General features: G+C 72.2%; 19 protein-coding genes. 7 read left to right on the forward strand and 12 right to left on the reverse strand.

The features are described from left to right. Positions 1–83 precede the first annotated feature (83 nt). The 3 genes from ACO1BR_RS18880 to ACO1BR_RS18890 form a co-directional block, all read right to left on the reverse strand. On the reverse strand, positions 84–497 hold the full coding sequence (locus tag ACO1BR_RS18880) for an SsgA family sporulation/cell division regulator (RefSeq protein ID WP_426796235.1): 414 nt from the start codon (positions 495–497) through the stop codon (positions 84–86). 149 nt (positions 498–646) lie between these two features. Continuing rightward, positions 647–2,212 (reverse strand): PH domain-containing protein, encoded by a 1,566-nt coding sequence (locus ACO1BR_RS18885; RefSeq protein WP_426796236.1) that lies wholly within the window; start codon positions 2,210–2,212, stop codon positions 647–649. Continuing rightward, positions 2,209–2,730: a PH domain-containing protein gene (locus tag ACO1BR_RS18890; protein ID WP_426796237.1), complete on the reverse strand. Its 522-nt coding sequence runs from the start codon at positions 2,728–2,730 to the stop codon at positions 2,209–2,211. The genes ACO1BR_RS18885 and ACO1BR_RS18890 overlap by 4 nt, the downstream gene beginning before the upstream one ends. Before the next feature lie 139 nt (positions 2,731–2,869). Between ACO1BR_RS18890 and ACO1BR_RS18895 the strand changes: the two genes are divergently transcribed. Together ACO1BR_RS18895 and ACO1BR_RS18900 are read left to right on the forward strand one after the other, a co-directional pair. After that, complete coding sequence (locus tag ACO1BR_RS18895) at positions 2,870–3,508, forward strand: TetR/AcrR family transcriptional regulator (protein ID WP_426796238.1); 639 nt, start codon at positions 2,870–2,872, stop codon at positions 3,506–3,508. Positions 3,509–3,761: 253 nt separating this feature from the next. Further along, positions 3,762–4,085, forward strand: coding sequence for a hypothetical protein (locus ACO1BR_RS18900; protein ID WP_159507112.1), 324 nt, complete (start codon positions 3,762–3,764; stop codon positions 4,083–4,085). A gap of 172 nt (positions 4,086–4,257) precedes the next feature. Here the strand turns inward: ACO1BR_RS18900 and ACO1BR_RS18905 are convergent, their stop codons facing one another. Both ACO1BR_RS18905 and ACO1BR_RS18910 read right to left on the reverse strand, forming a co-directional pair. Next, on the reverse strand, positions 4,258–4,764 hold the full coding sequence (locus ACO1BR_RS18905) for a MarR family winged helix-turn-helix transcriptional regulator (RefSeq protein ID WP_159507111.1): 507 nt from the start codon (positions 4,762–4,764) through the stop codon (positions 4,258–4,260). A gap of 171 nt (positions 4,765–4,935) precedes the next feature. Next, positions 4,936–7,011 carry an FUSC family protein gene (locus ACO1BR_RS18910; RefSeq protein WP_426796239.1) on the reverse strand — a complete coding sequence of 692 codons (2,076 nt, stop codon included), beginning with the start codon at positions 7,009–7,011 and terminating at the stop codon, positions 4,936–4,938. A 78-nt stretch (positions 7,012–7,089) separates the two neighbouring features. Here ACO1BR_RS18910 and ACO1BR_RS18915 point away from each other — a divergent pair, with 78 nt between their 5' ends. Next, positions 7,090–7,710, forward strand: a complete 621-nt coding sequence (locus ACO1BR_RS18915; protein ID WP_426796240.1) for a TetR/AcrR family transcriptional regulator — start codon at positions 7,090–7,092, stop codon at positions 7,708–7,710. Positions 7,711–8,061: 351 nt separating this feature from the next. On the opposite strand, the gene ACO1BR_RS18920 is transcribed toward ACO1BR_RS18915, so the two are convergent. The 4 genes from ACO1BR_RS18920 to ACO1BR_RS18935 form a co-directional block, all read right to left on the reverse strand. Continuing rightward, positions 8,062–8,373 (reverse strand): hypothetical protein, encoded by a 312-nt coding sequence (locus tag ACO1BR_RS18920; RefSeq protein WP_426796241.1) that lies wholly within the window; start codon positions 8,371–8,373, stop codon positions 8,062–8,064. A 380-nt stretch (positions 8,374–8,753) separates the two neighbouring features. Continuing rightward, a complete protein-coding gene (locus ACO1BR_RS18925) occupies positions 8,754–9,557 on the reverse strand; it encodes a DeoR/GlpR family DNA-binding transcription regulator (protein WP_426796242.1) in 804 nt (267 codons plus the stop codon). A gap of 712 nt (positions 9,558–10,269) precedes the next feature. Beyond that, positions 10,270–11,151: a class II fructose-bisphosphate aldolase gene (locus ACO1BR_RS18930; protein ID WP_426796243.1), complete on the reverse strand. Its 882-nt coding sequence runs from the start codon at positions 11,149–11,151 to the stop codon at positions 10,270–10,272. 74 nt (positions 11,152–11,225) lie between these two features. Beyond that, on the reverse strand, positions 11,226–12,131 hold the full coding sequence (locus ACO1BR_RS18935) for an SIS domain-containing protein (protein ID WP_426796244.1): 906 nt from the start codon (positions 12,129–12,131) through the stop codon (positions 11,226–11,228). Positions 12,132–12,373: 242 nt separating this feature from the next. On the opposite strand from ACO1BR_RS18935, the gene ACO1BR_RS18940 reads away from it, so the two are divergent. After that, positions 12,374–13,966 (forward strand): sugar porter family MFS transporter, encoded by a 1,593-nt coding sequence (locus ACO1BR_RS18940; RefSeq protein ID WP_426796245.1) that lies wholly within the window; start codon positions 12,374–12,376, stop codon positions 13,964–13,966. 117 nt (positions 13,967–14,083) lie between these two features. Further along, complete coding sequence (locus ACO1BR_RS18945) at positions 14,084–15,001, forward strand: nucleotidyltransferase domain-containing protein (RefSeq protein ID WP_426796246.1); 918 nt, start codon at positions 14,084–14,086, stop codon at positions 14,999–15,001. Positions 15,002–15,075: 74 nt separating this feature from the next. Here the strand turns inward: ACO1BR_RS18945 and ACO1BR_RS18950 are convergent, their stop codons facing one another. Further along, positions 15,076–15,375, reverse strand: a complete 300-nt coding sequence (locus tag ACO1BR_RS18950) for a YciI family protein (RefSeq protein WP_426796247.1) — start codon at positions 15,373–15,375, stop codon at positions 15,076–15,078. Positions 15,376–15,513: 138 nt separating this feature from the next. On the opposite strand from ACO1BR_RS18950, the gene ACO1BR_RS18955 reads away from it, so the two are divergent. Continuing rightward, the gene (locus ACO1BR_RS18955) at positions 15,514–16,236 is read left to right on the forward strand and encodes an endonuclease V (RefSeq protein ID WP_426796248.1); all 723 of its coding nucleotides are present in this window, start codon (positions 15,514–15,516) and stop codon (positions 16,234–16,236) included. 15 nt (positions 16,237–16,251) lie between these two features. On the opposite strand, the gene ACO1BR_RS18960 is transcribed toward ACO1BR_RS18955, so the two are convergent. Further along, complete coding sequence (locus ACO1BR_RS18960; RefSeq protein WP_426796249.1) at positions 16,252–17,439, reverse strand: saccharopine dehydrogenase family protein; 1,188 nt, start codon at positions 17,437–17,439, stop codon at positions 16,252–16,254. A gap of 228 nt (positions 17,440–17,667) precedes the next feature. Between ACO1BR_RS18960 and ACO1BR_RS18965 the strand changes: the two genes are divergently transcribed. Beyond that, a complete protein-coding gene (locus ACO1BR_RS18965; RefSeq protein ID WP_426796250.1) occupies positions 17,668–19,191 on the forward strand; it encodes a sialate:H+ symport family MFS transporter in 1,524 nt (507 codons plus the stop codon). 45 nt (positions 19,192–19,236) lie between these two features. Here ACO1BR_RS18965 and ACO1BR_RS18970 read toward each other — a convergent pair whose 3' ends face one another. After that, positions 19,237–19,971, reverse strand: a complete 735-nt coding sequence (locus ACO1BR_RS18970) for an MgtC/SapB family protein (protein WP_426796251.1) — start codon at positions 19,969–19,971, stop codon at positions 19,237–19,239. Between the last annotated feature and the right edge of the window lie 386 nt (positions 19,972–20,357).

A 20,357-nucleotide genomic window follows, 5' to 3' on the forward strand; every position in this document is an offset into this window, starting at 1 on the left:
GCCCGTTCCGCATATCCGTACCAGCGGGCGAACTCCGCCTCAGCGGTCCCCGTTCGCCGCCGTGCCCCGACGGGAGCGGCCCGTCACGCCGTGCCGAACAGCTCCGCCAGTCCGCGCTCCACGCCCAGGTACTCCTGCTCGCGCCCGGCCGGCACCGCCTCGTACGAGCGGGCCAGGAACCGCCGCACGTCCTCCGTCCTCAGCTGGACCATGGCGATGCCCTCGTCCGCGTGGAACTCCATCACCGTGCGCTCCGGACCCGACGGCCGCACCCGTACGTCGCCCCGGCCGGCCGGCATCCGCAGCCCCTCGGCGAGCAGTTCACGGGCGAACGCCCAGTCCACCGCCGCGCCGTCGAGCGAGATCTCCGGCGGGAAGGACATCCGCACCGCCAGCGGATCGGCGCGCTGGTAGTGCAGCACCGCGGGCACCGCATGCGAGCCGAGCGAGGTCGCGAGGAGTCGGACCTGGACGGCTTGGTCGATGGCGGTGTTCATCGCGGCTGCTCCTCACGGCTGTCGGCGCACGGGTCATGGGCACGGTCATCAAGTAGGACGCTGCGCCCGCGCCTGCCGTGCACGCGACAGGGGTGTGATCTGCGTCATGCCGGCCGAGATCGTCCGGAACCCCGCAATCCGGATCACCGTCAGGACGGGTGCACCAGGAACTCGTCCAGGATCCCCGGAGCCACCGCCGCCGCGAATCCCGGGGCGTCGGCCTCCGCGAGATCCGGAATGCGATAGCCGTCCTCGCCCGCCGCGACCGCCGCGGTGAGCGCGACCAGGCCGGCCCGGCGGGTGAACGGCGACGTGGTCAGCGTCCAGGCCACGACGGCCTCGCGCCGCAGGGCCAGGGTGTCCCGGCTGAACGTGCCCGACCGGGTGACCAGGTAGCGGCCGGCGATCCCGTGCCCCAGATTCCGGTACGCGTCCCGCGCCAGCCACAGCACGACCGGCGTGCTCAGCACCGCGTAGATCCACGCCGCGTGCAGCAGGACGGGAGTGAACGCCGCCCCGAGACCCGCCAGCAGGACGGTCCCCGGCAGCACCGCGAACACCAGCCCGCGCACCCGGCGCCGGCGCAGCGCGACCCGCGGGTGCGGCAGCAGCTGCACGTCCCGCCGGCCGTACGGCGACTCCGCGTCGGGGAACGGGGAGCGCAGCGTCCCGCTCGCCACCCGCACCGCCTCCCCTCGGGGCGCCGGCGGCAGCAACCCGCTGCGCTTGCGGTTCTCCTCCTTGTTGCCCAGGCCGCCCGCCACCGCCCGGACCGTCGCCCCGCCGCCGGCCCGCAGCAGCAGCGGCTCGCGCAGCAGCACCCCGCGCAGCCGGGCTCGCTCGATCGTCACCGACCGGGTGGTGAGCAGTCCCCGCCGCACCTGGAGCGTCCGCGCGTCGGACCACTCCAGGCGGTAGCTCCACCAGTTCTCGACGTACAGGACGACCGCGCCCACCGACCCCAGAGCGATGATCGCCAGCAGCGCCGCGGGGATCGTCAGCCACAGCATCCCGTTGCCGAACTCGGTGAACGCCCGCTGCACAAAGCCCAGTTTCCAGGGCTCGATGCCCATCTCGTGCAGCGCCCGGTAGACCGACCCGGCCGCCACGAACACTCCGCCGACGACCCAGAACGTCAGCGGCGCGTACCGCAGCCAGCGCCAGCTGATCCGCGCCAGCACCGGATCCTCGGCGACCTCCCCGGCGCCCGCGCGCGCCAGCAGCTCGGTACGCAGCCGGTCGGCCTCGGCCACCGTCAGGGCCTCCAGCGACAGCTCGCCGGAGCTCTCCCCCGAGCCCGCCGTACCGGCCCGCAGGACGGTGACCCCCAGCAGCCGGTGAAGCGGCGTCGCGGTCAGGTCGACGGTGCGGATGCGGTGCAGCGGCACGCTGCGCAGCCGCCGCGTCAGCAGCCCGCTGCGCACGTCGAAGGTCTCCCCGGTGACGCGGAAGTCCGTACGGGCCCAGCGGATCAGCCCGAGCGCGGTGACCACGGCGAACGAGGCGGCGACGGCGGCGAGCGTGATCCAGGCACCCGGGCTGATCCGGCCGCCGGTGGCCAGTGCGGTCAGCGCCAGCGAACCGAGCGGCGCGCCCATCCAGCCGCAGTGCACCAGCAGCGTACGGGCGTCCAGGCGGCGCCACTCGGGGGCGGGCGCGGCGGCGGTGGCCGCCGGCGAGCCGGAGTGCGGGTCGCGACCCTGCGGGGTACTCACGCGGCATCACCCGGCACGTCCTGCGCGACCTCGCCGATCCGCCGGGACAGCTTCTCCGCGTCCGCGCACGACAGGCCCGCGATCTTGATGTCGCCCGCGGTGGAGGCGGTGGTGACGGTCACCGTGGCCAGCCCGTACCGCCGCTGTATCGGGCCGCGCACGGTGTCGACGGTCTGCACCCGGGACAGCGGCGCGATCCGCCGCTTCTGCCAGAGCCAGCCGCCCGCCGCGTAGACCGCGCGGTCCCCCAGCTCCCAGGCGTGCACCGCGTACCGCCAGCGCGGCATCACCACGAGATAGCCCACCGCCGGCAGCACCAGCACGACCAGCAGCAGCGGCCCCAGCCATGACAGCGCGCTCGGGAAGAACAGGAGCGAGAGCACCGCCATCACGAGCGCGGTCAGCAGCATCGGACCGCTGAGCGTCAGCAGCGCCTGGACCCGCCACCAGCTGCGGGCGCGGGGATCGACGCGGTGGCGGGGCGGGCGCAGCAGCGCGGCGGCGGCGTGCTCGGGCATGAGGGGTCACCGTTTTCCAAGTCATTCGTATTGGATGGCGGTACGTTATAACGGTACAAGCGACTTGTAAAAGCGGGCCGGTCACCGAGGGGCGGCGCGACGGCAAGCCGCACCACGCAGCAACGAAGGGAGGCCGCCCGTGCCCAAGAAGGTGGATCGCGAAGCCAGGCGGCAGGAGATCTCCGCGGCGCTCTGGCGGATCGCGAGCACCCGGGGCGTGGACAGCGCCAGCCTGCGCGATGTCGCCGCCGAGGCCGGCATCTCGCTCGGCCGGCTCCAGCACTACTTCCGCACCAAGGACGAGATGCTGCTGTTCGCCCTCCGGCACATCAACCAGCTGGCCACCGACCGCATCCGCGAACGCATCGAGGCCCTCGACGAGGAGCCCACACCCCAGGCCGTGCTGCGCGCCTGCCTGTCCGGCATGCTCCCGCTCGACGAGGAGAGCCGCACCGGCCTCCTGGTCGGCGCCGCCTACTACTCCCGCGCCGTCCACGACCCCGCCCTGGGCGCCGAGGCCCGGGACGGCATCCCCAAGCTCCGCGCCTTCTTCGCCGACCAGCTGCGGTTGGCCGCCGACCGCGGCGAACTGCCGCCGGAACGGGCTACCGAGGACGAGGCGATGCTGCTGATCAGCCTCACCGACGGCCTCGCCGTCTACGTCCTGCTCGGCGTGCACGGCCCGGACGACGCGCTCCGCATCCTGGACCGCCACCTGGCCGGACTCTTCGGCGACCGCACCCCACCGGCGGACGGGCCCCGGGAGGACACCCCGTAACACCGATCGGGGACGCCGCTCGGGAACGCCGCTCTGTAACAGTGTTCCTGAACGTTCCAGAACCGCGTTCCCGAACGGTGTTCCGGCCATCTGCGACCGGCGGTGGACTTGACCTCTGGCGGAATACCGGAACCCGCTCGCCGTGTTCCCGCCGTCTGCCATCCTGACGTCCGACCGTCGCGCATGACCTGCACCCCGCCACACCCGGCCGGGCGCTCACGCGCGTCACCAGCAGGACCAAGGGGAGGCAGCAATGCCGTACATCGGTGAGATCTGGCGGGTGGAGCGAGGCCCGGACATGGTCGGTGAAATCACCGTCACCCAGGCGGACTTCCCCTGGCTGAACGGCCGCTTCGCCCCCGGCCCGGCCTTCGCCGAACTGGAGCCGCACTTCACCCGCGAACTGGCCCTCCTCGACACCATCGACGACGACCCGACGGCCTGGGAGGACGCCTACAGCCGCGCCGCCGACGGCGTGCGGCTGGTGGCCCCGGCCGGCCCCGTCGCCGAGTTCCTGCTGCACATCGAGGACGACGCCGCGTGGTTCCGCTGGAGCGACGAGCCGTTCGCGGGGTAGTGAGGAGTCCGGTCCGGGGGAGTGCGGAGTCCGGTCCGGGGAGTTGAGGAGTCCGGTCCGGGCGGAGCGGCGGAAGCGCGCCGGAGTGGCAACGGGACTGCGGGGCTGCGGGCTGCGGGGCTGCGCGCTGCGGGGAGTGCCCGCCCTCCCCGCGGAGGCCCGCAGACCCACGTCACTCCATCAAGCTCCCCAGCCGGCCCTCCAGCACCACCAGCAACTCGCCCAGCGCCGCGGACAGTTCCTCCTGCCGCTCGTCCCCGATGCCGGCCAGCAGCGCCGCCTCGTAGCGCAACTGCTCGGGCAGCAGCCGGTCGATGGTCTCGCGCCCTTCCGCCGTGAGCGACAGATGCGCGACCCGGCGGTCCCGGTCGTCGGGCCGCCGGCTGATCAGCCCGCGCTCCTCCAACTGCCGTACGCGCTTGGTGACCGCCGCCCCGGAGGCGAACGTCTCGCGCGCCACCCGGCCCGGTGTCAGCTCACGGTCCATCCGGCGCAGGGTGCCCAGGATGTCGAACTCGGGCCGGGTCAGCCCCGCCTTCCGCAGCGGCGCGTCGGCGGCCTGCTGGAGCAGCGCGGAACAGCGGTTGAGCCGCCCGATCACCGCCATCGGGCCGGTGTCCAGCCCGGGGTGCACCTGCTGCCACTGGCGCAGCACCCCCGCGACGATGTCCTCGGTCACCCGCACTCTCCTCTCGGCACCTTCGTACCGCCCCTGTCCCGGCAGCGTCGTACGGCCGTACACCCCGCATACCGGCCATGCCGTACGGCCGTCCGCCCGGTCCTGGCGACGGCCCTGTCCTCATTGTGCCTGCCACCCGGCACCCGCCGCCGCGCCGGGCGGACGGGCACGTCAGGCGGCCAGCGCCGGCGCGGACAGCCGCCGGACCAAGCCCGCCAGCGTCCGGTGCCCCTGCTGCTCGGCGCGCGCGATCCGCTCCTCGGGCAGCGCCCGCTGCCACCACTCGCCGGCCGCCACATCGACCGCCTCCCGCAGCTCCACCAGGCACCCGGCGAGCCGGTCGCGCGCCCAGCCCGCCTCCCGCGCCTCGTCCGCCACCAGGGCCGACGCCCAGGACGTCCCCGGCCCGGGCACCGTCCCCGGCTCTGCCCCCGGCCCCGCGGCCAGCAGCCGGGACGCCGCCGCCTCGGCCGCCGCAAGCCGCTGCAGCGCGCCGTCGATACGGTCGGCGGCCCGCCGGTTGGTGACCAGCACACAGCAGGCGAGCCCGACCGCCGCCCCCACCACGGTGTCGATCCACCGGTCGGCGACCAGCGCCGACGCCGGCAGGTGCCTGCCGAACTCGGTCAGCAGCAGCGCCATGGGCGTGACACACACCGAGCCGAGCCAGTAATTCCGCGTGATCGTGGCCTCCGCGCCGAGCTGAAAGGCCAGCGCCAGCGCGATCATCGTCAACCGCCCGGTGTGGATCAGCGGCAGCAGGGCGGTGAACAGCACCAGCCCCAGCAGGTTCCCGAGCGTGCGCTGCACCGCACGCTGCCAGGAGAGCGTGGTGTTGGCCTGGTAGATCGACGCCGCGGTCACCACGGCCCAGTACGGATGCCCGACCCCCACCGCCATCGACGCCCAGCCCGCCAGCACGCATCCCACCGCCACCCGCGCCCCGACGGGCAGCAGCGGCGAACCGGGCGCGAGGCGCGCGAGCACCGCCCGTACGCCGTGGGGGTGCCCGGGGGCGGGGCGGCGCAGACCGGGGGAGGGGGGAACGAGGCGGTCGCCGGCGGGCGGGGCGGCGCGGAGACCGCCGGCGGCACGGCCGATGCCGGCCTCCGCCGCCACCCCGGCCAGTTCCTCCGCCTGGGCCGCGGACAGTGGCACCTCGGGCGCCGGCCGCCCACTCCGCAACTCCCGCGCCCACCCGCCGAAGCGCTCCGCCGCGGCCTCGGCGCCGCCCGGCGGATCCGCGTCCCCCAGCACCGACTCGGCCTGCGCCAGCAGCCGTTCCAGCCCCGCCCGGGCCGCCGCCTGCTGCGCCGTACGCACCGGAACCAGGAACAGCGTGTGCCACGCGGCATTCACCGCCGCCGCGGTCGCGTGCCGGGCCTGCGCCACCCCGGCCGGATCGTTACCGCGTGGCGTTCCCGTCCCCGCCGCCCGGTCGATGGCGGCCCCGGGCCCCGTACGCAGCAACCCGACCGCGGCCTCCAGCGCCCGCGCGGTGGCGATCCGCTCCGGCCCCCGCGGGCGTACCAGCGCCGGCGCCATGCACACCAGCCACGCGAACGCCCCGGCGCCGAGCGCCGGCGCCAGATGCGCCGGCACCTCCGCGAGCCGCTGCGGCACGAAGAACGCCGACGCCGCGATGAACGTCAGGATCAGATTCCCCGGCGGCCCGATCCGCGTCGCATCGCACACCATCTTGTGCACCGCGGCCATCAGGGACGCCAGCACGACCAGCACCGTGGCCGACCCGACCAGCGACGCCGCGGTCAGCGCGACGGCCAGGCTCGCGACCATCCCGAGCACCACCCACGACAGCGTCCGGGCCCGCGCCGCGTACGGCAGCCCGTGCGCATACAGCGCGCACATCGCGCCCGCGGAGGTGTAGAGCACCAGATCCAGCCGCCCCAGGGCGAACAGCGTCAGATCGGGGACCGCCATCGCCACCACCGCACTGAGCGCCGGCTTGTGCCAGATGTCGACCGGCCGCCGCAGCCGCACCGTGCTCCGGACCGGTAGCGGCCGGACCCGCACCGCACCCGGCAGCCCCGCCTCCGGCGCGCCGGACGCACTCGCGGAGTACTTCGTGTGCTCCGCCTTCTCCCCGTGCTTCAGGGTCTTCGAGTGCTCAGCGCTCTCCGAGTCCTTCGACCCCTCCGAGTCCTTCGACCCCTCGGAGTCCTCGGAGTCCTTCGGGCTCTTCCTCAGCTTCCTCGTGATCGCGGCAGGCTTGGCGTGCTTCCCCATGACCAAAAGGTTAGCAGGTGTTTTACAAGTAAAAGATATGCCGGCCGTCACCGATCGGCGCCGCGCGACAATAGCCACGTGCCAACCGCCAAGAACACCAAAGCGACCCCCGCGCCCACCTCCCCCGACCGCCGCCGCGAACTCCTCTCCATCGCGGCCGAGGTGTTCGCCGACCAGGGCTACAACGCCACCACCGTCCGCCGTATCGCGGACCGGGCCGGAATGCTCGCGGGCAGCCTCTACTACCACTTCGACTCCAAGGAATCGATGGTGGACGAAATCCTCGCCACCTTCCTAGACGAACTGTGGGCCGGCTACGACGCGGTGCTCGCCGCGCACCTCGGCCCCCGCGAGACCATCGAGGCCCTGGTCACCGAATCGTTCCGGGAGATCGACCGGCACCGTGCCGCCGTCGCCATCTACCAGAAGGAGGCCCGGCACCTCGCGACCCAGCCCCGCTTCGGCTATCTCACCGATTCCCAGCGGAAGTTCGAGACGGCATGGCTGGGCACCCTGGAACGCGGCGTCACCGAAGGCGTCTTCCGCGGCGACCTCGACATCCGGCTGACCTACCGCTTCCTCCGCGACACCGTCTGGGTCGCCGCGAGCTGGTACCGGCCGCAGGGCCGGCACAGCCCCGAGGAGATCGCCCGCCAGTACCTCTCCATGGTCCTCGACGGCATCACACTGCGCGCCTGAGTCGCCGCGCTACCGCGGCTCCTGGATCAGCGGCTGCCGTGGGCGAGCGTACGTCCTCGATGGTGCCTGCCCGCCCCGCCGTGGAACGGTTCGACAGCCGGGAAGGGGCTCGCCAGGAGCGGAGGGGCGTACGCGGCGAGGGGCGGTGTGTGCGGGAAATGGTCCTTCCAGGGAAAGACCCTTTCGGGGAAAGGTCCTTCCGCAGGGAGGCGCTCGCTAGAAGGAACGGGTGTCTCGAAGGGGGAACAGGTGTCTCGAAGGGGGACCGGGCGCCTCGAAGGGGACCGGGCGCCTCGAAGGGGACCGGGCGCCTGGGAAGGGAAGATTGCGTCGGCAGGGAAGGTCCGGCCGTCAGCAGGGAACGGTCTTGACGTACAAGGCCCGCGGCCCCGCAACCGTCCCGTACCGCACGTCCTTCGTGGCCCCCTGCGGCAGCCTGCCGTGCGGACCGGCCCGGTGCGGGATGACGATGGTGTAGCACGCCGGCCGCTTGGCGCACAGATTCGTCAGGCGTACATAGCGCTGCTCGCCCAGGTTGAAGAACTTCCGCACCTTCACACACCGCGGCACCTGCTCGGCGGCCACTGCCTCCGACGCCATGGACAGCGTCAGCGACGCCGCGCACGCCGCACCCGTCAGCGCCATGGCAACGATCTTCCGCATGTGATCTCTCCCCCCGACAGCGCCGGCGGTCCCGGTGGCCCGGCGATCACCGCCGGCCTCGAAGTCCCTGCCGCCCTGGCTGTTCGTGCTGCTTCTGATGGAAAACTCCCCCAACGGGGACGGGCAGGCCGACTACCCCAGCCCCGCGATGGACGTCCCGTGGCTCCGCCCCATTCTGCATAGGCAGCCGCCGGAATTCAGCCCTGGCAACCCCACGACAGTGCATCGGACACGCAACAGCGATAATTTCGCAACCGGACCGCGCCCGCAATCAGGGAACCGAAACGGCCTGATACGGGGCGTATTCGTCACATCACCCCAGGGGCACGCAGGCTCCGCCGCATTCTCTCCCCCCGCCCCCCTCCCCTCCCCCCTCTCGCTCAATCGCCCCCGGACGGTCGAGCCGTCACCACCTTCAGGCCACGGTCCGCGAACTCGCGGCGCGTCGACTCCTTCGCTCCGCCGTCCGTGATGAACGTGTCGAAGACATCCGCGTCGCCGACCCTGGCGAAGCAGCGCTCGCCGATCTTCGACGAGTCCGCGACCACCACCGCACGCCGGGAACGCTCGGCCATGAGGCGGTTCACCCGGGCTTCCGCCTCGTCGTGCACCGTCGCCCCCATCATCGGGTCCATGCCGTTGGCCCCGATGAACGCGATGTCGATGGAGATCTGCTGCAGTACCAACTCGCTGAAAGGGCCCACCAGTTCAAACGACCGCGAGTGTGCCACGCCGCCCGTCAGGACGATTTTGATCTGCGGGCGTACCGCCAGCTCATTGGCGATGTTGAGGGAGTTGGTGACGATCGTCAGATGCGGTTGCGGCCCCGCCTCCGCGAAGTCCGGACGGGTGGCCAGCACCCGGGCGATCGCGGTGGTCGTCGTCCCACCGCTCAGCCCGACGACATCCCCACGCTCGACCAGCTTCGCCGCCGCCTTTGCCACCGCCTCCTTCTCCGCCGACCTGTGTGCGTGCTTGTACCGAATCGGAAGGTCGTACGCCACCGAGCTGAGCACCGCCCCGCCCCGGGTGCGGGTCAGCAGCTGCTGCTCGGCGAGGGCATCCATGTCGCGCCGCATCGTGGCAGCCGAGACCTCCAGCTCGGTCGCCGCCTCCTCGACATCCACCCGGCCTCGATCCCCGAGCAGCTCAAGCAGTGCGTTCATTCGTTCATGGCGCTTCATGGCGCGAGCCTAATTCGTTTCCACCGACCACGGTGCGGGCCGAGCAATGCCCCTCGCGCCCCCCGCCCCGGTTATCCCGGGGCCCGCCTCCATGAGGCCGTACCGACGTCCCCACCACCCGAGCCGGAACCGAACATCTCATCCTTCACCGATCACTCCCGTCGCTCATCGCTTCCGTCATTCATCGGTGCCGCCGCTCACCGTCCCGCCCGTCCCGCCACGCGTTGCTCCCGTCGCTCCTCGCTCCGGATGCCCCCGGGCTTGTCACCTGTCCACCCGCCCTTGCTCTCTGCTGCGCGCCGTTCGTCTCTGTGTGCCGCTCGTCGAACCGCGCCTGGGGACAGGCATCGAACCAGTGCCAGGCGCTGTTCCTCGGCACATGGTTGCCGAGCGGCGATTGCCGGGGGCTGTGCTCGCCGTCGCGGATCCAGCCGCCGCCGTCGGGGACGAACGACCATGGCCCGGCTCCCCCGCATCGTGTGCCCCTGGAAGCAATCTGCGGGCCAGCGGTTCGCATGCCGCGCCGGCGCTCTGGGCCATGAACGCCGCGGACAGCAGGGTGATGGCTTCACCGGGTATGTCCGTGTCGCCCAGTGCGGATCGAACTCCACGACCGTTCCTCCCCTTGCCTCCTTCTTCCTTCCTCCTTCCTGACTGTTGCCGCCTGCTTGTGCCTGATTCCTCCCGCTCACCCCTCCGGCGCGCCGGTTCCTCACCCCCGGGCCGTTACCCCGGCGGTACGCAGATCGGGGACCGCCGCCGGGGTGCCCAGTACGCCCAGCAGTCGTGCCGCCTCCTGGGCGACCGCTTCCCGGGCCGGCTTGACGTACTTCCGGGAGTCGACGAGGGCCGGGTCGGCGTCCAGGGTGCGCCGTATCGAGTGGGTGAAGACGGAGACCAGATGTGTGGAGATGTTGATCTTCGTCATTCCGGCGGCGATGGCGCGACGCAGTTCGTCGTCCGGTACGCCGGACGAGCCGTGCAGCACCAACGGCACCGGCAGGGTCGCGCGCAGCGCCGCGATCAGGTCCTTGTCCAGTTCTGCGGTGCGCTCGTGCATGGCGTGCGAGGAGCCGACGGCGACGGCGAGCGCGTCCACCCCGGTGGCGCGGACGAAGGCCAGGGCTTCGCCGGGGTCGGTGCGTACGCCCGGTGCGTGCACGCCGTCCTTTCCGCCCACCTTGCCGAGCTCTGCCTCGACATAGACGCCCCGGTCTTGGCACCAGGCGGTGAGCGCGGCCGTGGTGGACACGTTCTCCTCGTAGGGCAGCGCCGAGGCGTCCACCATGACCGAGCCCGCACCGGCCGCGACTCCCTGGTGGACCAGCTCGGTGTCGGTGATGTGGTCGAGGTGTACCGCGATCCGGGCGGTGGAGTGCTCGGCGAGGGCGAGCGTGGCACGGGTGATGGGCAGCAGGCTGCCGTGGTAGCGGATGCAGTTCTCGCTGATCTGGAGGATCAGCGGGATGTCCGTACGTTCGGAGGCGGTGACGAGCGCCTCGGCGGTTTCGAGATGGATGACGTTGAATGCCGCGGCACCGACCCCCGCTTCGCGTGCGGCGTCGACGATGGCCGAGGTGGGGACTAGAGGCATGGGGTCCTGACTCCCTTGTGGAAGGGGTGAGTTGGTGGGGGAGGAGGGAGGGGTGGGTAGGGAGAGGGGGTGGGTTAGGACGCGGCCGGTTCGTGGAGCATCACCGAGCGCGTGAGGCTGCGCGGGTTGTCGGGGTCCAGGCCGCGGGCGCGGGCCCGCTCCAGCGCCACTCGGTGCACGAGCACCAGGTCGGCGAGCGGATCGCGGGCATGGCACACGAAGCGCGCACCGGTCCGTACGACATCGGCCTCCAGTCCCTCCGGCGCCCGGCCGAACAGCCAGGTCACCCGGCCCGGTGCAGCTATCGCGATCGGGCCGTGGCGGTACTCCATCGCGGGGTAGGACTCCGTCCAACTCTGCGATGCCTCGCGCATCTTGAGAGCGGCTTCATTGGCCAGGCCGTATGTCCAGCCCGTGCCGAGGAACGAGAACTGCTCGGCGTCCACCCACTCCTTCTCGATCGGCGCCGCAAGCGCCTCCTCGGCGTCGTGCACCGCCCGGGTGACGTCCTCGCCGACATGCGCGCGCAGCAGCGTCAGCGCCGTGGTCGCGAAGCGGGTCTGCACGACGGACCGCTCGTCGGCGAAGGGCAGCGCGACCGTCTCGTCCGAGAGGGTGACCGCCGGTGTCTCCGGATCGCCGATGATCGTCACCGTCGGGATGCGCCCCTTGACCGCTTCCAGTACGCGCAGGACCTCGGTCGTCGTCCCCGAGCGCGTGATGGCCACCACCGCGTCGTAGCCGCGGTGGTGGCCCAAGAACGCCTCCGAAGCGGGGAACGGGTCCGTCACCCCCAGGCCGGCGCCCTCGCGCAGTGCTGCGTACGACTGCGCCATGAACCACGAGGTCCCGCATCCGATGACGGCCACGCGCCGGCCGGCCGCGGGCAGGGGGCCGCCGGCGGCGCCGATCCGCGCGGCCTCCCGCCAGGTCTCCGGCTGACTGCGCAGCTCCTGCTCCATGTACGAGGTCTCGCTCATGACCTGCCCTTCCGTGATCGTGTGGTCGATGGGTGTCGATGGTGCTGCGTGGAACTGCAAGATTCTGGTTCGTTGCAATCGACTCTACGCAGTCCCGTCCCGCTGATCCATCCCTCGTGCGGGTGGATGCAGCAGAGGGGATCGCGGACTGGGGGTGGGCTGTCTTGTCGTGTTGGTTGGAGGCGGGGTGGGAACGGGTATGGCCAAAAGGAGGTGATGGACTGTTGACAGCTGCGTGAAAGATGCCTGATATTCGCAAGATCAGTCATGTGGCTCGTCCACGGCCCGTGACGCAGTGCCCCGAGACTCCGCACGCAGTTCCGCAGACACGCAGCAAGGACGTTCCGCCGCACAAAGGACTCCGTATGTCCACTGCCCCGCTCTCCGCGACACCCCCGCCCCAGCCGTCGTCCACGACAGCGCGCCGCACCGGCCGGCTGTTCGCGCTCACCGGCGCCGTCGTCGGCGTCATCTACGGCTATGACACCGGCAGCATCTCCGGTGCCCTCGTCTTCCTGAGCAAGGACTTCCACCTCACCGAGACCGAAAAAGGGCTGGTCAACAGCGTCCTGGTGTTCGGCTCGATTCTCGGCGCGCTGATCGGCGGCAAGCTCGCCGACGCGCTCGGCCGCAAGGCCGCGATGCTCATCGTCGCCGGCTCGTACGCGGTGTTCGTCGCGCTGTCCGCCGGCGCCCCCAATGTCGAGACGCTCGACGCGGTCCGGTTCCTGCTCGGCGTCGCCATCGGCATCTCGATCGTCGCCGCCCCGCTCTATGTCGCCGAATCCACCCCGGCTCGTATCCGGGGCGCCTCCGTGGCCGCGTATCAGGTGGCGACCGTCGTCGGCATCGTCATCACCTACTTCGTCAACTGGGGCCTCTCCGGAGGCGGTCACTGGCGCTGGATGCTCGGCCTCTCCGCGATTCCCGCGGCACTGGTGATGATTCCGCTGCTCCGCCTGCCGGACACGCCCCGCTGGTATGTCCTCAAGGGACAAACGGAACGGGCCGTCGAGGTCATGGCGACGACCGACCCGGACGTCGATCCGCGCGCCGAGGTCGCCTCGGTGCAGGCCGCACTCGCCGCGGAGAGCGGTGGCTCGGTGCGCTCGCTGCTGCGCAAGCCGTACGCCCGCGCCGCGTTCTTCGTCGTCGGCCTCGGCTTCTTCTGCCAGATCACCGGTATCAACGCCGTCACGTACTACAGCCCGCAGATCTTCGAGGAAATGGGCTTCACCGGCAGCGGACAGAACTTCCTGCTGCCTTCCTTCGTCGAACTCGCCTCGCTGGCCGCGGCGGTGCTCGCCATCCTCATCATCGACCGCATCGGCCGCCGGGTGGTGCTGCTCTGCGGTATCGGCACGATGGCGGTGATGCTCGCCGTCCTGACCGTGGTCTTCGGCATGGGAGACCTGCACGGTGCCACCACGTGGGTGGGCTTCGGCGCGATCCTCCTGTTCACCGCCGCCTTCAACTTCGGCTTCGGATCGCTGATCTGGGTCTACGCGAGCGAGGCGTTCCCCGCCCAACTGCGCTCCACGGGGGCATCGGTGATGCTCACCGCCGACCTGGTGGCCAACCTGCTGATCGCCCAGTTCTTCCCCTCCCTCATGGCCAGGGCGGGCGCCGCAGCGACCTTCGCCGGTCTGGGCGTGCTCGCGCTCGCCGCCCTCGTCTTCGCCGCGTTCACCGCGCCCGAGACCAAGGGCCGCCACCTGGAAGAGATCCAGGAGTACTGGCGCAACGGCGGGAGCTGGCCCGACACTTCCGTGCCCGGCCCAGTCGGCGCCGGACCGTTCGACAATCCGGCCGCATCGTCTCCCTCGACTCCATAAGGTGACCGCATGGGCGTCTTTTCCTGAGCTGACGGACAGCGAACGCGTTTCCCACCCGACGACGGCCGCCGGGTGCTGTCCGCCTGCCCTCCCATCACTGCTCAGGAGTCATCGCCCATGCCGTTCCCCGTGTCCGCCGCGCATCGCCAACCAGCCGTCCCCGGCCGCCCGTCCGGTGCCGCGTCCAGCCTCCAACGGGGCGGCGGCAGCCGCCGTCTCGACAGCCGTATCGAGCGCCTGCGGGAGGCCGCGCGGGCCGACCGGCGGCTGGACGGCGTGCTGCTGTACGGGTCGTGGACGCTGGGGGAGGCCGACGACCACTCGGACATCGAGGCGTACCTCTTCGTCCGCGACGAGGAGGAAGCGGGCTTCGACGGGCCGGAATTCGTCGGCCGGTTGGCGTCGTTGAAGCTGGCGTACACCAACATGTACGGCGTTCTCGCCGTGGTCTTCGACGACCTGATGCGCGGTGAATTCCCTGTCGAGGCCGCCGGACCCGGGGTCGCCCGGGTCGCCACCTGGCAGGGCACGGTGCATCTGCCCGACCCCGACGCGGCCGTGTTGCTCGACCGCAGCGGGCGGCTGACCGCGGCGGCCCGCACGCTCGCCGAGCACTGCCCGCCCGACCCGCTGACCACCGCCCAGCAGCTCACCGACGAACTCACGAACTGGACGCTGATGCTCGCCCAGGTGCTGGCCCGCGGCGAGACGGCCCGTGCCCACGCACTGCTGCACACCGTCATCGCCCTGCAGCAGCTCCAGCTCTGCCGGCTGCTGCGCGGATCGACCGTGCACTGGCCGACACCCAGCCGGGCGCTGGAAGCGGATCTTCCGGCACATGACGTCGAGCGGTACACGGCGACCACCGCGCCCGCCCGCCGGCCGGACCTGCGGATCGCCGCGCGGCGGAGCTGGCAGTGGAGCCGGGAGCTCGCCGCGGAGGCGGCGGCCCGGTGGGGCACGGTATGCCGCGCCGGACTGCACGACGAGATCGGCGCGCTGCTGACCGCCCGCGACGGCGGACGGACGGCGTAACCGCCCCCGGACAGCAGGTGGCCCGGACCACCGGGGAGATCCGGGGTCCGGGCCGTGCTGCGCGGGGCGGTATCTCAGGACGGCGGCTGCTCCCGGTACCCCTCCAGGGCCGGAGCGGTCTTCGTCGCGACGAACTCGGTGATCCGGTACTCGCAGACCCCGGCGACGACGAATGGGTCCGCGGCGGTGATCTTCTCGACGGCCGCACGGTCGATCCCGGCGGCGAGGATCACGCCGCCGTTGCGCGGGTTCTTGCGGCCGGAGGCGATGAAGTGCCCGGCGGCGTACTCCTTGTCCAGCCACTCCACGTGGTCCTGGAGGGCGGCGTCGACGCGTTCGAGGGGCGCGGTGTAGGTCAGTTCCAGTACGAACATGGCTGCAATATACGAGGCGGGGGCGTGCGACACGGACGTGCCCTGCCGGGCGGGGAAACGCGCAGGCCGGAGGGGATGGGCCGGGGCGCTGAGCGGCCCTGCGCTCCCGTTGGGGGATTCGGTAGCGTTGCGGTCACCATGGACACTTCCGGAATCATCTCCCGCGACGACGAGCTGCGGCACTGGCCGACGGACGAAGCCGGGGCCCGCGCGGTCCAGGACCGGTTGCGGGCCCGTGTACGGCTCGACGAGCCCGGCCCGGAACCGGGTTTCGAGGGCACCGTGGTCGGTGTGGACGTCGCCTACGACGACGCGCGCGACGTGGTCGCCGCGGCGGCCGTCGCCCTCGACGCACGGACGCTCGCCGTCGTCGACGAGGCCACCGCCGTCGGCGCGGTCTCCTTCCCCTACATCCCGGGGCTGCTCGCCTTCCGAGAGATCCCCACTGTGCTGGACGCGCTCGCCCGCCTCGCCCGCGCACCCGGCCTGGTGGTCTGCGACGGCTACGGGCTGGCGCACCCGCGGCGCTTCGGTCTCGCCAGCCACCTCGGAGTGCTGACCGGACTGCCCACCATCGGCGTGGCCAAGAACCCGTTCACCTTCCGGTACGCGCCGCCGGGGCCGGAGCGCGGCGACACTTCGCCCCTCCTGGACGACGGGACGTCCACGGGGGAGCCCGAGGAGGTAGGACGTGCGCTGCGCACCCAACGGGGCGTCAAGCCGGTGTTCGTCTCCGTAGGGCATCGCGTCGACCTCGACCGGGCGTGCGCGCACACGCTCCGTCTGGCGGCCTCCTACCGGCTTCCGGAGACGACCCGGGCCGCCGACTCCCTGTGCCGGCGGGCCCTCGCGGGCGCCTGACGGCCCGGCCGCCCGCTACCGCCGGACCACCCGGAAACCGATCCCGGCGTCCTGGAGACGGCGGGTCAGCGCGTCTCCCATGGCGACCGCGGTCGTCACCTGGCCCGATGTCTCCGGCAGGTCGTCGAAGGCCAGGCTCAGTGCCGACTCGGCGAGCATCTTCGCCGTCTCGTCGTAGCCGGGGTCGCCGCCCGCGACCTCGGTGACCAGTTGCTCGCCGCCTCCCGAGGCGACGAAGCGGACCCGGAACCAGCTGCGTGCGCGCCGCTCCTCACCGGGCCCCTCGCCCGGTTCCAGACGTCCCGACAGCCAGCGGCGGGCGGGCGGCACCTGGGCCAGCGCGCACACCGCACCGGCGCCCAGGGCCGCTCCCGCGGCGGTCGGCAGCCGGCGCACGGCCGCGTAGTGGCGGTAGCGGAAGTCGGGCCCGTAGCGGTCGAGGGCGGCGGCCGAGCGGGCGACGATCTGCGGGTCGACGGTCGGCAGCGGGATTCCCCAGGTGCCGGTTTCGGCGCTCCGGAGGGGCGGCCCGAACGGTGCGCGCACGGTGCGGCCGGCGGGCCGCGGTTCCACCCGACGGCGCTCCCGGGCGACCCGCGCCATGGCGGCCGGGCGCGAGACGGCGGTCAGTGCGGAGGCGAGGGTTCCGCCGGAGAAGGCCCCGTTGGTCCGCACGAAGCCGTCGATGCGCAGCGGAACGCCCTCGGGGAGCAGCCCCACCGTGTAGTGCACCCCCATGTCGTGCGGCACGGAGTCGAAGCCGCAGGCGTGGACGAGGCGCGCCCCGGAGGCGCGGGCCGTCGCATCGTGGCGGAGGTAGACGCGGTCGATGAACTCCGGCTCGCCCGTGAGGTCGAGATAGTCCGTGCCGGCCGCGGCGCAGGCCGCGACCAGGGGCTCGCCGCGGAGCAGGTAGGGACCGACCGTGGTGGCCAGGACCCTGGTGGCGGAGGCGAGGGCGTGCAGCGAACCGGGGTCGGCGCTGTCGGCCGTCAGGAGCGGGAGGCCGGCGCAATCCGGGTTGATCGCGGCCAACCGGTCGCGCAGCCGCTCCAGTTTGGCGGTGCTGCGTCCGGCGAGACCCCAGCGGCAGTCCGCGGGGGCGTGCCCGGCCAGATATGCGGCGGTGAGCGCGCCCGCGAACCCGGTTGCTCCGTACAGGACGAGGTCATGGGCCCGTCCGGAGGTGTCCTGCGGTCGCATGGTCCGTCCTCTCGGGGTGACGTCCGGACCCTAGGGAGCCACGGGCGCCCCGTCAACGACCAGCGGTCCCGGCCGGGTTGGCGGCCCGCTCCGTTCAGGTGCCGGGGCTTGACGCGCCGGGGGAGCGGGATCAGATTCGTCGATGACATGGGACATCCGATGTCCGGGTTGCCGGTTGCGGACGGAAGAAGGCGTCGGGCGGCTGCTGGAGGAAGGCGGGCTCCTGTGATGGCGTATCCCGCGGACGGCCCCCGTCGGGCGGGGAGGCGGCGCTGGTACGAGGAGGTCACCCCGCGCCGGTGGAAGGCGATGTTCGCCGCCTGGATCGGCTATCTCCTCGACGGTTTCGACTTCGTGCTGATCACGCTGGTGCTGACCGAGGTCGCGGGTGAGTTCCACCTGGACACCGCGACCGCCGCCTCGCTCGTCTCCGGCGCGTTCGTCACCCGCTGGCTGGGCGGTGCGGTCCTGGGCGCGCTGGGCGACCGCCACGGCCGCAGGGTCGCCATGGTCGCCGGCATCCTGCTGTACTCGCTGGGCACCTTCGCCTGCGGATTCGCCTGGAACTACACCAGCCTGTTCGCCGCGCGGCTGGTGATCGGCCTGGGCATGGCGGGGGAGTACAGCGCGAGCGCGACGTACGTGCTGGAGACCTGGCCGGTCCGGCTGCGCAACCGGGCCTCGGGATTCCTGATCTCCGGTTACGCGGGCGGAACGGCCCTCGCGGCCGGGCTCTACGGCTGGGTGGTTCCCTCCTGGGGCTGGCGCCCACTGTTCTGGATCGGGGTCCTGCCCGTCCTGGTCGCCCTATGGGTACGCAGGTCGCTGCCGGAAGCCGGCGACTGGCAGGCGGAGATCGGCGGCGCGCCGGCCGGGGGACCGGAGCGGCATCCGGAACGCCCGAATCCGTTCCGCCCGTTGTTCACCGGACGCGTCCGCGGCTGGGTCAACACGGTGCTGGCGGTGATCGCGTGCGCCGCGCTGTGCTGCGTCTTCACGCCCGCCGGCGCGGGACTTGGGCTCTGGCCGGCCGCCGCCGCGGCGCTGTGCCTGCTCGCGTTCGCCGGGCAGCTCGGCGGGCGCCGGGGAGCGCTGCTGTACGTGTCCCTGACGGTGACGGTGTTCTGCGCGTTCCTGTACAGCTGGCCCCTCCAGGCGCTGCTGCCCACGTACCTGAAGACCGAGTTGGGCTATGCGCCGGGGCAGGTCGCCGACGTGATGTCCGCCGCGGGCCTCGGCACGATGGCCGGCTGCTGGCTGGCGGGATTCACCGGCGACCTGCTCGGCACCCGGCGGGCGTACGCGTACACCCTGCTGGCCTCGTTGGCGCTGGTCTTCCCGGTGTTCGCGGTCCGCGGGAACCCCGTGGGGCTCGGGGTCCTGCTCTTCGGGCTGCTCGCGCTCAGCCAGGGCATCTCCGGCATCCTGCCGAAGTACATCGCGGGCCACTTCCCGACCGCGACCCGCGCCGCGTCACTGGGATACGTCTACAACGCGGGCGCCCTGGGCGGTGCGGTGGCGCCGGTGCTCGGGGCGCGGCTGGCCGAGGGCATGCCCTTGGGACGGGCTCTGGCGGTGCTCACCTTCGGGCTGACGCTGGTGGTCGTCGTCCTGGTGGGCGGCGATGTTCCGCGGAGGCTGGGTCGGCTGGTGGACCGTCAGCTGACCGGAGACCACCTTGCGCCCGATCCCGGGGACCGGGGCGCGGGAGCGGGGGCCGGTCCGGGGGAGGCGTCGCCCGGCGCGGCATGAGCGGGACCAGACGGATGCCCGCGCCCCATGAGGAGCGGCCCGTCCTCATTCGGTGCTGTCGGCCTGCCGCCCCAGCGCCACCCCGCGCACCCCCTCCAGCTCGGTCAGCGCCTCGACCAGGGGGTGCGCGGAACCGTTTCCCTCCAAGCGGAGCAGCACCTCCGCCGGGACCCAGGCATCGCCCGTGCCGTTCTCCACCTGGACGTCGGTGACCCGGAAGCCGCTGCCGGTGCACAGCTCCAACATCCGCCCCAGCAGTCCGTTCTGCGACCGGTAGGACAGGCGCAGCTCGACCCGGTCGAAGGACCGCCCCGACCCGATCCGTTCCGAGATCTTCGAGAAGCCGCGCACGATGAGGAAGTGCACCGCGGTCGCGCCGACAGCCAGCAGCGGCAGCCCGCCGCCGCACGCCATGCCGATGGCGCAGGTCAGCCAGATGGTCGCGGCGGTCGTCAGCCCGCGGACCGCGTCCTTCCTGACGAAGATCAGTCCGCCGCCGATGAAGCCGATACCGGAGACGACCTGTGCGGCTATTCGGGACGGGTCGAGGGTGACGCCGTCCATGCCCAGTACCGATCCGAAGCCGTGGATCGACACCTCCATGAACAGCGCGCTGCCCACGCCGACGAGGGTGTGGGTGCGCAGCCCGGCACTCTTCTGCCGGGCCTCGCGCTCCAGCCCGATCAGCGAGGACAGCAACAGGGCTATCGCGAGCTCGGCGAACTGCCGCGGCCCCTGGCCGTCGTGGACGTCGAACAGTGTGGTGGCGAGGTGTGACATGGCCGCATTGTCCCTCCGCCGGCCCGGCGTTCGGCGCTGCGCGGGCCGTTGTCAGTGGTCGCGGTTAGCGTGGAACGCGATGGGCGGCGCGGGCGTACGCGCGGCCCGCCGGGAGGCGCCGCGGCCGGTGCCGGACGGGGGAACGGACGTGGAGGCAGGCATGGCGAAGACGGCGGGACCGGCGGCGCAGCCCCGCCGCTCCATAGCCCCGGGGGAGTTCATCGCCGAGTGCGGCGGGGGATAGCGGCGCGGCGGAGGCAGGCGCGCGAAGGCCCGCGACGGCGATGGCAGTTGAGCATCGTCGGCGTGGGCTTTTCCCGTGGTGGCCACTTGGCTCGGGGGGCTTGTGGAAAGTGGAACACGTTCTTAACATCACGAGTGTTACA

It is taken from the genome of Streptomyces sp. YGL11-2 (assembly GCF_050054615.1).
Lineage (GTDB): Bacteria > Actinomycetota > Actinomycetes > Streptomycetales > Streptomycetaceae > Streptomyces.